The organism is Streptomyces sp. (assembly GCF_031181555.1).
In the GTDB taxonomy this organism is placed as follows: domain Bacteria; phylum Actinomycetota; class Actinomycetes; order Streptomycetales; family Streptomycetaceae; genus Streptomyces; species Streptomyces fimbriatus.
The window spans coordinates 10,126-22,445 of sequence record NZ_JAPSKQ010000033.1 but is presented as its reverse complement, the minus strand read 5'-3'; the positions used below and the strand labels follow the sequence as shown (position 1 = coordinate 22,445).

Annotated in this window: 10 protein-coding genes and 1 pseudogene; 4 read left to right on the top strand and 7 right to left on the bottom strand. The window is 72.8% G+C overall.

All coding sequences use genetic code 11. The features are described from left to right. Positions 1-20: 20 nt before the first annotated feature. The gene (locus tag RIM90_RS09990; RefSeq protein ID WP_309060249.1) at positions 21-584 is read right to left on the bottom strand and encodes an NAD(P)H-dependent oxidoreductase; all 564 of its coding nucleotides are present in this window, start codon (positions 582-584) and stop codon (positions 21-23) included. A gap of 117 nt (positions 585-701) precedes the next feature. Between RIM90_RS09990 and RIM90_RS09985 the strand changes: the two genes are divergently transcribed. Both RIM90_RS09985 and RIM90_RS09980 read left to right on the top strand, forming a co-directional pair. Beyond that, positions 702-1,364 (top strand): helix-turn-helix domain-containing protein, encoded by a 663-nt coding sequence (locus tag RIM90_RS09985; RefSeq protein WP_309060248.1) that lies wholly within the window; start codon positions 702-704, stop codon positions 1,362-1,364. A 93-nt stretch (positions 1,365-1,457) separates the two neighbouring features. Next, positions 1,458-2,495 carry a LacI family DNA-binding transcriptional regulator gene (locus RIM90_RS09980; RefSeq protein WP_309060247.1) on the top strand — a complete coding sequence of 346 codons (1,038 nt, stop codon included), beginning with the start codon at positions 1,458-1,460 and terminating at the stop codon, positions 2,493-2,495. Positions 2,496-2,697: 202 nt separating this feature from the next. On the opposite strand, the gene trxA is transcribed toward RIM90_RS09980, so the two are convergent. Beyond that, a complete protein-coding gene (gene trxA / locus RIM90_RS09975; protein WP_309060246.1) occupies positions 2,698-3,093 on the bottom strand; it encodes a thioredoxin in 396 nt (131 codons plus the stop codon). A gap of 118 nt (positions 3,094-3,211) precedes the next feature. On the opposite strand from trxA, the gene RIM90_RS09970 reads away from it, so the two are divergent. Beyond that, positions 3,212-4,657 carry an NAD(P)/FAD-dependent oxidoreductase gene (locus RIM90_RS09970; RefSeq protein WP_309060245.1) on the top strand — a complete coding sequence of 482 codons (1,446 nt, stop codon included), beginning with the start codon at positions 3,212-3,214 and terminating at the stop codon, positions 4,655-4,657. A gap of 95 nt (positions 4,658-4,752) precedes the next feature. On the opposite strand, the gene RIM90_RS09965 is transcribed toward RIM90_RS09970, so the two are convergent. The 3 genes and pseudogenes from RIM90_RS09965 to RIM90_RS09955 form a co-directional block, all read right to left on the bottom strand. Beyond that, a complete protein-coding gene (locus RIM90_RS09965; RefSeq protein WP_309060280.1) occupies positions 4,753-5,397 on the bottom strand; it encodes a peptide deformylase in 645 nt (214 codons plus the stop codon). A gap of 122 nt (positions 5,398-5,519) precedes the next feature. Then, positions 5,520-5,867, bottom strand: a complete 348-nt coding sequence (locus RIM90_RS09960) for a tetratricopeptide repeat protein (protein WP_309060244.1) — start codon at positions 5,865-5,867, stop codon at positions 5,520-5,522. 64 nt (positions 5,868-5,931) lie between these two features. Further along, positions 5,932-6,243 (bottom strand): annotated as a pseudogene (locus tag RIM90_RS09955) (MarR family transcriptional regulator); the annotation flags it as partial. A gap of 36 nt (positions 6,244-6,279) precedes the next feature. Between RIM90_RS09955 and RIM90_RS09950 the strand changes: the two are divergent. Then, entirely contained in the window at positions 6,280-7,245 is a 966-nt protein-coding gene (locus RIM90_RS09950; RefSeq protein ID WP_309060243.1) for a pirin family protein, read from the top strand. A 593-nt stretch (positions 7,246-7,838) separates the two neighbouring features. Here the strand turns inward: RIM90_RS09950 and RIM90_RS09945 are convergent. Together RIM90_RS09945 and RIM90_RS09940 are read right to left on the bottom strand one after the other, a co-directional pair. Further along, entirely contained in the window at positions 7,839-10,127 is a 2,289-nt protein-coding gene (locus RIM90_RS09945) for a glycoside hydrolase family 3 N-terminal domain-containing protein (protein ID WP_309060242.1), read from the bottom strand. Between the two features lie 459 nt (positions 10,128-10,586). Further along, positions 10,587-12,287, bottom strand: coding sequence for a discoidin domain-containing protein (locus RIM90_RS09940; protein WP_309060279.1), 1,701 nt, complete (start codon positions 12,285-12,287; stop codon positions 10,587-10,589). Between the last annotated feature and the right edge of the window lie 33 nt (positions 12,288-12,320).

The window sequence follows — 12,320 nt, the reverse complement described above, 5'->3', positions numbered from 1 at the left end:
GTCGGGCGTGCCGGCCGTGATCAGGCCGCGGCCGGCTCCGCGGCGTGGCCGTGCAGACGGGTGATGACCTCGGTCAGCTGCTCGACGACCTCGGTGTCGTCGGCCGGGTGGAGCTCGGCGAAGCGGGTCACGGAGCCCGGGATGGAGAGCTTGATGTCCTCGATCACCTTGCCGCCCGCGATGCCCACGGACTTGCGGGTCTCGTCCTGCGCCCAGACACCGCCGTACTGGCCGAAGGCGGTGCCGACCACGGCGACCGGCTTGCCGCTGATGGCGCCGGCGCCGTAGGGGCGGGACAGCCAGTCGATGGCGTTCTTCAGGACGGCCGGGATGGTGCCGTTGTACTCGGGCGTGAAGAGCAGCAGCGCGTCGGCGCCGGCGGCGGCCTCGCGCAGCCGGACGGCGGCGGCCGGGACACTGCCCTCGACGTCGATGTCCTCGTTGTAGAAGGGGATCTCCGCGAGCCCCTCGAAGAGCGCCACCTCGGAGCCCTCCGGAGCGAGCTTGACCGCGGCCTCGGCGAGCTGGCGGTTGTGCGAACCGGCACGGAGGCTGCCGACGAGGGCGAGGATGCGAGCAGACATGAAGAACTCCAGTGGGATGAATGACCGCCCCGGAAATCGGACCGGGGTCCGTTTCTCTGTTGTAGCACCTCAACCGGACCGTGGTCCAGTTTCTTCCCGATGCTTTACCCTGGCTTCATGTCCGCCGCGCCATCGCCCGTCCCGGCCCCCCAGGAGCCCGTCGAACCGCAGGAGTTGTTGCAACTCGGCCCCGACGCCGACGAGCCCTGCCTGCGCGCCGACGCCGCGCGCAACCGGGCCCGGCTGCTGGAGGCCGCCGCGCGGCTCGTGGCCGAGCGCGGTGCGGACTGCGTCACCATGGAGGCGGTGGCGGCCGCGGCCCGCGTGGGCAAGGGCACGGTCTTCCGCCGCTTCGGTGACCGTACCGGTCTGCTCACGGCGCTGCTCGACCACTCCGAGAAGAAGTTCCAGGCCGCCTTCCTCACCGGGCCCCCGCCGCTGGGGCCGGGCGCGCCGCCCGTGGAGCGGCTGCGGGCGTTCGGCCTGGCCATGCTCCGCCGGACCGCCGACGAGCTGGAGCTGCAGCTGGCGGCCGAACCGGAACCCGCCCGCCGCTTCACCGCCCCGCCCCGCCGCGTGCTGCGCCATCACGTCACCCTGCTGCTGCGCGAGGCGGTACCGGACGCGGACTGCGAGATCCTCGCCCACATCCTGCTGGCCCAGCTCGACCCCGCCCTGATCCACCACCTGACCCGGCAGTGCGGCATGCCGCCGGAGCGGCTGGAATCGGCGTGGGTGGACCTGGTCGACCGGGTGACGGGCGCGGCGTCCTCCCGCTGACCCGGGCCCCGGCCGGGGCGAAGGCGTGCGTGGGAGCGCTCGACTCACCCGGCCGACAGGTCCGTCGGGGCTTCTGCAAGGATGCGGTACGTCATGGTGCAGATACCGAAAACGCCCCCGCCCGCGTCCCCCGCACCGACGCGCTCCGCCCCCACGAGCGCCGACGTGGCCCGCCTGGCCGGCGTCTCGCGCGCGACCGTCTCCTACGTCCTGAACGACGCCGGCGCCGTCCGGATCAGCGAACCCACCCGGCGCCGGGTCCGCGAGGCCGCGAGGGAACTCGGGTACGTGCCGCACGCCGCGGCGCGCAGCCTGCGCGCCGGGCACAGCCGCATGGTCCTGATGCCCGCGCCGGCCTTCCCCGTGGGCCCGCTCTACAGCCAGTTCATCAGCGACCTCCAGGGGGCGCTCGGGCTCCTCGACTACACGGTCGTGCAGTACGGCACCGCCGGCCTGCAGGACGACGAGGCCGCCCGTGCCTGGGCCGAACTGCGACCGGTGGCGGTCCTGGTCCCCGGCTCCGGGCTCGGCCCGCGGGGTGTCGAGGTGCTCAGACGCTCCGGGGCGCGGGCCGTCGTCACCCTCGGCCCCGAGTCCGTCGAGGGCGCGCACGCCCTGCTCATGGACCACGACGTCGTCGGTCACAGCGCCGGCGCCCACCTCTTCGACCGGGGCCGGCGCCGGATCGGTGTCGTCGTCCCGCGGGAGCCCGGCCTGGAGGCGTTCTCCGCGCCCCGCCTGGCCGGAGTGCGCGAGGCCCTGCGCGGTACGGACGCCACGGTCACCGAGCTGCCCCTCGCGCACGACGAGGGCGCCGCCGCGCGGCTCGCCGCCCGCTGGCGCGACCTCGGCCTCGACGCCGTGTTCACGTACAACGACGAGTACGCGATGCTCCTGATGCGCGCACTCCAGGACGAAGGCATCCGCATCCCCGAGGACACCGCCGTGATCGGCGCCGACAACCTGATGCTGGGCCGGCTGCTGCGGCCCCGGCTGAGCACCGTGCACCTGGAGCTGCCGTCGGGCCGTGAGCTCGCCGAGCTGGTCGACCGCGCGGTGCGCGACCCGGCCGCCGCGCCCGAGGCGCACAAGGTGCTGGGGGCGTCGGTGGTGCGGCGCGAGTCCAGCTGACGGGACGGGGAGGGCGACCGGAGGCGGGGCCCGGCGTCACGCGTCCCGGCGGGAAGGACGACACGCGCCCCGGCGGTGACCGCGCACGTCGACGACCGGACCGCGAACGACGAGGTCGCCGTCCCCTCGGCGGGACCGCCGCGTCCGGCACCGGTGCCCGCTGCGGCGACGGCTGCCGCCGGGCCTCGTGCTCCGGGCGGGATCACTCGCCCTGGTTCGGAGCCTGGCCCTGCTGTGCCTGCTGCTCGGCGATCTGCTTGCGGACCTCGTCCATGTCCAGCTTGCGGGCCTGCCCGATGACGTCCGTCAGAGCGGCCTCGGGCAGGGCGCCCGGCTGGGCGAACACGGCGACCTGGTCGCGGACGATCATCAGCGTCGGGATCGACTGGATGCCGAAGGCCGCGGCCAGCTCCGGCTGCGCCTCGGTGTCCACCTTGCCGAACACCAGGTCCGGGTTCTCCTCCGCCGCCTTCTCGTACACCGGCGCGAACTGACGGCACGGACCGCACCAGGCCGCCCAGAAGTCGATCAGGACGAACTCGTTGTCCGTGACCATCTGGTCGAAGTTCTCCTTGGTGAGCTCCACGGTGCTGCTCATGGCGTGTTCCCTCTTCCTGGTGTCGGGTCGGGCCGTCGGCACAACACGGCCGACCGGTCACGTATTCCGCGCCCCTACCCATGTGGCCACCGCGCACACCACCCACCAGACTGACGCCATGACGGAAACGCAACCGACGCAAACGGAACCCATCGCCTATGACGTCGTGGTGCTCGGAGCCGGGCCCGTGGGGGAGAACGTCGCCGACCGCACCCGCGCCGCCGGGCTCACCACCGCGGTCGTGGAGAGCGAGCTGGTGGGCGGCGAATGCTCCTACTGGGCCTGCATGCCCAGCAAGGCCCTGCTGCGCCCGGTGATCGCCCGGGCCGACGCCCGCCGCACGCCCGGCCTGAGCCGGTCGGTCCAGGGCCCCCTGGACGCCGCCGCGGTCCTCGCCCACCGCGACTCCTACACCTCCCACTGGAAGGACGACGGCCAGGTCCAGTGGCTGGAGGGCATCGGAGCCGACCTCCACCGCGGCCACGGACGGCTCACCGGCCCGCGCACCGTGACCGTCACCGGTCCCGACGGCAGCCGGCGCGTCCTCACCGCCCGGCACGCCGTCGCCGTCTGCACCGGCAGCCGCGCCCAGCTGCCCGACCTGCCCGGACTCGCCGAGGTCAGGCCGTGGACCAGCCGGGAGGCCACCAGCGCCCGGTCCGTGCCCGGCCGGCTGGTCGTGGTCGGCGGCGGTGTGGTCGCCACCGAGATGGCCACCGCCTGGCAGGCGCTCGGCTCGCAGGTCACGGTTCTCGTGCGCGGCAGCGGTCTGCTGTCCCGCATGGAGCCCTTCGCCGGGGAACTGGTGGCCGAGGCCCTCGCCGAGGCCGGCGCGGACATCCGCACCGGCACCTCGGTGAAGTCGGTGACCCGGGAGAACGGCACCGTCCTGGTCGTCACCGACGGCGGTGACCGGATCGAGGCCGACGAGATCCTCTTCGCCACCGGCCGCGCCCCGCGCACCGACGACATCGGTCTGGAGACGATCGGCCTGGAGCCCGGCTCCTGGCTCACCGTGGACGACACCCTCCGGGTGACCGGCCACGACTGGCTGTACGCGGTCGGCGACGTCAACCGCCGCGCCCTGCTCACCCACCAGGGCAAGTACCAGGCCCGCGTCGCGGGCGCCGCCATCGCCACCCGCGCCGCCGGGGAACCCGTGCGCCCGGAGGCCTGGGGCGCGCACGCCGCGACCGCCGACCACGCCGCCGTCCCCCAGGTCGTCTTCACCGACCCGGAGGCCGCCTCCGCCGGTCTCTCGCTGGCCGAGGCGGAACGGGCCGGCCACCGCGTCCGCGCCGTCGACGTCGACCTGTCCACGGTCGCCGGCGCCGGTCTGTACGCCGACGGCTACAAGGGCCGCGCCCGCATGGTCGTCGACCTCGAGGACGAGATCCTGCGCGGCGTCACCCTCGTCGGACCCGGCGTCGGCGAACTCATCCACTCCGCGACCGTCGCCGTCGCCGCACAGGTCCCGGTCGGCCGCCTGTGGCACGCGGTCCCGTCGTATCCGACGATCAGCGAGGTCTGGCTGCGGCTGCTGGAGGCGTACCGGGACGCCTGAGCCCGCCCGGTCCGGCGGCCGGCCGGTGGCCCGGGCACAGGGCTTCGACCGCGCCGCCGTCGTGCGCCACCATGACCACCGCGTCGGCGTCCGCGCTAGGGCAGCTCGAAGCCCAGTGCCCGCGCGGCCCGCTCGGCCGTCGGCTGCGACCAGCGCTCCGCCACCGCCTGGTGGGACGACAGCGAGCGCGGCTCGGCACGGTCGAGGTACAGGACGCCGTCGAGGTGGTCGGTCTCGTGCTGCACGATCCGCGCGGGCCACCCGGTGAACACCTCGTCCAGTGCCCGCCCGTGCTCGTCCTGCCCGGTCAGCCGCACCTCGGCGGGCCGCGCCACCACCGCCTGGTACCCCGGCACGCTGAGGCATCCCTCGAAGAAGGCGACCCGCTCCGCTCCGACCGGCTCGTACGACGGATTCACCAGCACCCGGAACGGCTGCGGCACCCTCCCGCGCGCCAGCCGCACCTCCTCCGGAACCGGTGCCGGATCCTCGATCACCGCGATCCGCAGCCCCACCCCGACCTGCGGCGCGGCCAGCCCGACCCCCGGCGCCGCGTGCATCGTGAGCCGCAGCGCCTCGACGAACCGGGCCAGCAGCGCGGGCTCCAGCTGGCCGTCGAAGGGCTCGGTGCCGCGCCGCAGCACCGGATCACCGGCCGTGACGATGGGCAACGGGCCGTTCGCGGCGAGGAGTTCCTCGACCCGCTCGGCCAGGGGCGCGTGATCGTTCGGAGTTCCCATCGCGCCAGGATGCCACGCGGTGAAAGAGCGTGGGACGCGCTCACGCCGGTGCCCGGTCCCCCGGGGGAAACCGGGCACCGGCCGTGCCGACGACAGGGAACCCCGGCTCTCCTCAGCCGTCGTCAGTCCTCGTCGAACTCTCCCGCCAGCGCGGAGGCGATGCGCAGATGGGGCCGGGCCTCCGCGTGCCGCCCCTGCCGCTCGAGCGTGCGGCCGAGCATCAGCCGGGCGTAGTGCTCCACCGGGTCGCGCTCCACGATGACGCGCAACTCCGCTTCCGCACGGCGCAGTTGAGCCGAGTGGTAGTAGGCCCGCGCCAGCAGCAGCCGCGGCCCGGTCTGCTCCGGCACCTCCTCGACCAGCCCGTCCAGGACGCGCGCGGCGGCGGCGTAGTCCTTGGCGTCGAAGAACATCCCGGCCCGCTCCCAGCGCTCGGCCGGTGTTCCGTGGTCGTAGTACGTGGTGTCCACTCGTACCTCCTTCGAGGCCGACAACGGACTCGGGCGGTGCCCTATTCCGCTGTGCGACCGTGCCGGTCGCGGCGGCCAGTTCCGCGTCGGCCCGCTCGGTGACGAGGGCGAGCACCCGTCCGGCGACGGCGAGGTCCTCGGCGGGAATGCCGGCGTAGATCCTGGCGGAGATCGCCGCGGTCTCGGTGGAACTCCGCTCGTGCACCTCCCGTCCGGCGTCCGTGATCCGCGCCCCGGACGGCTCGTGCGGGGCCAGCAGCCCCGAGGCGATCAGCTCGTCGACCACGCCGTCGGCCTCCACCGGGGGGATCTTGAGGGCGCCGGAGACGTCCCGGACGAGGGGGACGCGGTCGGCCGGGCCGGTGCCGGACACGGCGGACGCACGGTGCCCCGCGGGGCTAGGTTGTCCGTCATGAGCAATCTTGAGCGCGAGGCGGTTCCTTCCCCGTGCGGCGGCCGGGGCTTCGTCGTGGCGGAGCCCGTGCGGGAACTCCTCAGCCCTCGGCACGTCAAGCTCGGCGAGTCCAGCGAGGTCCGGCGACTGCTGCCCAACCTGGGGCGGCGCATGGTCGGCGCCTGGTGCTTCGTCGACCACTACGGTCCCGACGACATCGCCGACGAGCCCGGCATGCAGGTGCCGCCGCACCCGCACATGGGGCTGCAGACGGTGAGCTGGCTGCACGAGGGGGAGGTGCTGCACCGCGACTCCACGGGCAGCCTCCAGACGATCCGCCCGCGCGAGCTGGGCCTGATGACCTCCGGCCGGGCGATCAGCCACTCCGAGGAGAGCCCCCGTTCGCACGCCCGCTTCCTGCACGGTGCCCAGCTGTGGGTCGCGCTCCCGGACGGTCACCGTCACACGGAGCCCCGCTTCGAGCACCACGCCGACCTGCCGGTCGTCACGGCGCAGGGCATCGAGGCCACACTGATCCTCGGCGACCTCGACGGCGCCACCTCGCCCGGTACGGCGTACACCCCGATCGTCGGCGCCGACCTCGCCCTGGCGCGCGGCGCGGACGTCCGCCTGCCACTGGAGCCGGACTTCGAGTACGCCGTGCTCTCCATGTCCGGCGAGGCCCACGTCGACGGTGTACCGGTGCTCCCCGGCTCGATGCTCTACCTCGGCTGCGGCCGCGGCGAACTCCCACTGCGCGCCGAGTCGGACGCCGGCCTGATGCTCCTGGGCGGCGAGCCGTTCGAGGAAGAGCTGATCATGTTCTGGAACTGGATCGGGCGGTCGCAGGAGGAGATCGTGCAGGCGCGCCGGGACTGGATGGAAGGGACACGGTTCGGGGAGGTGAAGGGGTACGACGGGGACCCGCTGCCGGCCCCCGAGCTGCCGGCGACGCCGCTGAAGCCGCGAGGAAGGTCCCGTTGACCTGCGAAAACAGCTGATCGTTGACGCTAGGCGGGTGACATGCTGTCGGGCGTCGCCTCCCGCCCGGCGGCCGCTCGCGGGAGGACGGCCGGGTATGCCGACGGCTTGATTTCTGGAGCTGGGCGATTCCGGGGTCTGGCTGTCCGTGGGCGGCTGCGGCAGGACTCTTGCCAACCCTTTGCTCACTTTGCTGACGCGCCGTCGAATTCTCCCAGGGGTTCGTGTTCTGCTTCGCGAGAGCGGGGGTGGCCATTGCGGGCCGGGTGGCCACCGGACGGATTCCGGCCCGATGAGCGAGCGAGCCACGCGCTGGTACGGGGACTCGGTACTCGGTCTGGCGTCTTGTGGAAGTCCCACCAGGTGAGTGGCTGTAGTGGTGAGCGTTCCCGGACTGCTTCCCGGAACGTGTCCCGGGGCATGCCGGACAAGGCTGTCCTGAGCCCGGCCGCCACGCGGGACGGGGACCACCTGTTCGTCGGCACGGAGCAGGGCGGTGCCCACCGCCTCGACCTCGACCGCTGGTCAGGGCAGCGGGAGACGACCGGGACGGCCGTGAGGTCCGGCCCGGTCGCTTTCCCGGACGGAGCGGGACGTCAGCTCTTGACGGCGAAGCCGGCCCGCAACAGGTCTTCGTCCCGCGACGACGGGCCGACGAGCAGTTCGAACGCCCCCGGCTCGACGACACGGGTGCCCTCGGCGTCCACCAGCGAGCAGGCCGGCACCGGCACCTCGACGAGCACCTCACGGGTCTCGCCCGGAGCGAGTCGCACCTGCTGGTGGGCCTTGAGCTCCTTCTCGGCCCATGTGACGGAGGTGATCGTGTCGCTGATGTACACCTGCACGGTCTCCAGCGCGGGCCGCTGACCGGTGTTGGAGAGGGTGACTCTGGCCCGTACGGTGTCGGACATTCCGACGGTGCCGGTGAGGACGCGCAGGTCGGTGTACTCGACGGTCGTGTAGCTCAGCCCCTCTCCGAACGCGAACGCCGGACGCTGCGTCAGGTCCGCGTAGCGGGTGCCGTGCTGGCCGCGGATCTGGTGGTAGTACGTCGGCTGCTGCCCCGCGTGCCGGGCGAAGGACACCGGCAGCCGACCGGAAGGCTCGATCAGGCCGAGCAGCAGCTCCGCCACCGCCTGCCCGCCGAGCATGCCGGGGCTGAACGCCTGCACGATCGCGGCCGCCTTGTGGGCGGCGGGCGGCAGGACCAGCGGCTTGGAACTGACGACCACCACGACGAGCGGCTTGCCCGTCGCGGCGAGCGCGTCGAGCAGCGCGACCTGGCCGCCGACCAGTTCCAGGGTGGCGGTCGAACAGCACTCGCCGAACAGCTCGACGCGGTCGCCGACGACCGCCACGACATGGTCGGCGCTCTCCGCGGTGGCGACGGCCTCGGCGATGAGCGCGTCGTCGGGCGGAGCCGGGAGCACGATGTCCGGCCGGGGCTGGCCGTCGAGGAAGAAGGCGCCCTCCGGGTCGGGGCCCACGGCGAGGATGTCCGCGCCGCGCGCATGGACCACGGTCCAGCTTTCGGGCACGTGCTCGCGGAGGCCGTCGAGGACGGTGCGGATCTTCTCACGCGGGTGGCCGTCCGGCATCCAGTCGGCCTGGCCGGAGTTCCCGGCCCAGTCGCCGAGCTGGGTCTGGGCGGCGTCGGCGTTCGGGCCGATCACGGCGACGGTGCGCGGCGCCGCGCCGGCGGGGGCGACGGCGCGTCCGTCCTTCCCGGCCTCGTGTCCGCCGGCGAGCGGCAGCGTGCCGTCGTTGGTCAGCAGCACCAGCGAGCGGCGCGCCGCCTCGAGGTTGAGCTCCGTGTGGTCGGGGTGGCCGACGACCTCGGCCTGCCGTGCGGGGTCGGGGCGGCGGGGATCCTCGAAGAGGCCCAGTTCGAACTTCAGCGTGAGGATCCGGGTCACCGCCGCGTCGATCTCCGCTTCCTCCAGCAGTCCCTCGGCGACCGCCTGCTGCGCGGCGGTGAAGAACCGGGGCGTGGCCATGACCATGTCGTTGCCCGCGCGGACCGCCGCCGCGGCGGCGTGCGCGTGGTCGGCGTACACCTTCTGCTCCCAGACCATGCGTCCGACGTTGTCCCAGTCGGTGACCAGGGTGCCGGTGTAGCCCCACTCACCGCGCAGCACCTCGTCGAGGAGCCACTTGTTGACGGTGATCGGGACGCCGTCCATGGACTGGTAGCCCAGCATGAACGTTCGGCAGCCCTCCCGCGCGACCCGCTCGAACGGCGGCAGGAACCACGAGCGCAGTTTGCGGCGGGACAGGTCTGCCTCGCTGGCGTCCCGTCCGCCCTGTGTCTCGGAGTACCCGGCGAAGTGCTTGGCGCAGGCCAGGATCGCGGTGGGGTCGGTGAGCCCGTCGCCCTGGTAGCCGCGGACCATGGCGGAGGCCAGCTCGCCGATGAGGTACGGGTCCTCACCGAAGGTTTCGCCCACCCGGCCCCAGCGCAGGTCCCGGGTGACGCACAGCACCGGTGAGAACGTCCAGTGCACCCCGGTCGCCGCGACTTCGACCGCCGTCGCCCGGCCGATGCGTTCCACCAGGGCCGGGTCCCAGGTCGCGGCCATGGCGAGCTGGGTGGGGTAGACGGTGGCGCCTTCGAAGAAGGAGTGCCCGTGGATGCAGTCCTCCGCGACGAGCAGGGGGATGCCCAGCCGGGTGCGCGCGGCCAGCTCCACGGCCTCGGCGACCCGGGCGGGCGAGGCGTGGAGGACCGACCCCGCGTGGAGGTCCTCGACGAGGTGCCGCACTCCGTCCCGCGCGTTCAACTGCAGCATCTGGCCGACCTTTTCGGGCAGTGTCATACGGCCGAGGAGGTCGGCGACGCGCTCGCGGACCGGTCGGGTGGGGTCGCGGTAGGGGAGGGCGGGCATGGGGTTCCTTTCCGGGGGCGCGGTCGGCGCTGGTGGGAGTGGAAGAGGAAGAGGAGGTGGTCATGACGGCCGGTCGCCCCCGAAGGGCGCTGCATGGCGCCGGGGGCTGGACGAACGACTCGGCGCGGTGGGCGCGCCCGGCGGGGCACCCCGCTCGGACGCTCCGGGTCGAGCAGGTTCTCGGCCTCCGGCAGCCCAGCTCGTCGCCCGCACGTCGACCGCCGCCACGGCGGCACCGTCGCACCACCGGCAGCACCTTCCGGCGTCCACGGAGCGCTGGAGAATCTCGCCGTGGACGAAGAGCACGCCCTCACGTTCGCATCGATGCACGGCGGCACTGAAGCTGTCATGAGGATCTCGGCTGGGATCGCTGATCCCGTCCGCTCGGCCGTGCCCCTCGACGGCGGGCCGTTGACAGCCGTCGAGGGGCGTCCGGTGACGATCATGAAGGACGGCGTGTCACTGGTAGACCCGCACGTAGTCCACCAGCATCCTCGCCGGGAACGGGGTCGAAGCGTCGGGCGGTCCGGGCCAGTCGCCGCCGACGGCGAGGTTGAGGATCAGGTAGAAGGGGTGGTCGAAGACCCATGGACCGCGGGTCTGTTCGATCCGGGCCTTGTCGAGCGTGAGGACGGTCCGGCCGTCGAGGCTGTAGACGATGCCCTTGCTGTCCCAGTGGGCGGCCCACACATGGAAGTCGTCCGAGTAGTCGGCGTCGCCCGGAAGCTTGTAGGGCGCTCCGATCCCGCCGCCGCCGTTGTACGCCGGCGCGTGGACGGTCGAGTACGAGGTCTTCACGTCCTTTCCGAGGATCTCCATGATGTCGATCTCACCGTTGTACGGCCACGGACGGCCGTCGAGGAAATCGGCACCCATCATCCAGAAGGCGGGCCACAGGCCGTTGCCCTTGGGCACCTTGATCCGCGCCTCGACCCGGCCGTACGTGAACTCGAACTTGTTGCCGGTGTTGATCCGCGCGGATGTGTACTGGCAGGTGCCGCTTCCGGTGAGCGGGTCGGTCGGGCACGACGTACCGGGGGTGGCCCGCTTGCGTGCCTCGATGACGAGGTGACCCGCGCCGTCCGTGCTCACGTTGTCGTTGTCGGTGTAGTACTGCAACTCGTTGTTGTGGCCGGTGCCCGGGTCCGCGGTCCATTTGGCCGGGTCGGGCCTGGTGCCCGCCGGGGTGTTGAACTCGTCCTGCCAGACGATCCGGGGCGGGTCGGCGGGGTCGGGCGGCACAGGGGGCGGGGTGAGCGGGTCTCCGCCGGTGCCGTACACCTGGAACTCCCACAGCGAGTAGCCGTACGGGGTGGCCCGCTCGGTGCCGTACATGCGGACGTACCGGCCGGTGCCGGACACGGTCAGGGTCTGCTTGAACCCGGTGCCGGCCGTGGTCGAGTAGATCGGGGTCCAGTTCGTGTGGTCCGCTGAGACCTGGATCTGGAACGACCTGGCGTAGGCCGGGTCCCACTGGAGCACCACCTTGCTGATCTGCGCCGTCGCGCCCAGGTCGACGGAGATCCAGCCGGGGTCGGTCCAGCCGTTCGTGGGGCTGGTCGCCCAGCGGGTGGCGGGGTCGCGGTCGAAGGCGCGGGCCGGGGTGCACTCCTGGCAGTGACCGTCGTTCTGTGAGCTGGACGCCGTGCCGGTCCTGCCGTAGGACAGCAGCTTCTCACCGGGGCCGGGATCCGGGTCGCCGCCGTTGTCCATGGTGCCGTACACCTGGAACTCCCACAGGGAGTAGCCGTATGGGGTGGCCCGCTCGGTGCCGTACATGCGGACGTACCTGCCGGTTCCCGAGACGGTCAGCCGCTGGTTGCCCCCGGTGCCTGCGGCGGTCTCGTGGACCGTGGACCAGGTACGGGCGTCGGCGGAGACCTGCACCTGGAATGCCTTGGCGTAGGCGGCTTCCCAGTTCAGGACTATCTCGCTGATCTTGGCGGAAGCGCCCAGGTCGACCTGGATCCACTGGGGGTCGGCGAATTCGCTGGACCAGCGAGTGCCTGGATCGCCGTCCACGGCGTTGGCGCCGACGAACGGGTTCTCCGTGGACGAAACCGTCACCGGTCTGTCCCGAGAGAGCAGAGCGTCGGCGGCGTGGGCGGACGGGGGGCCCGGTATGCCGGCGAACGACAGCAGGATGACCGCGAGGGCCATGAGCAGGCCCAGGCGGCGGCGCATCGGACTCAC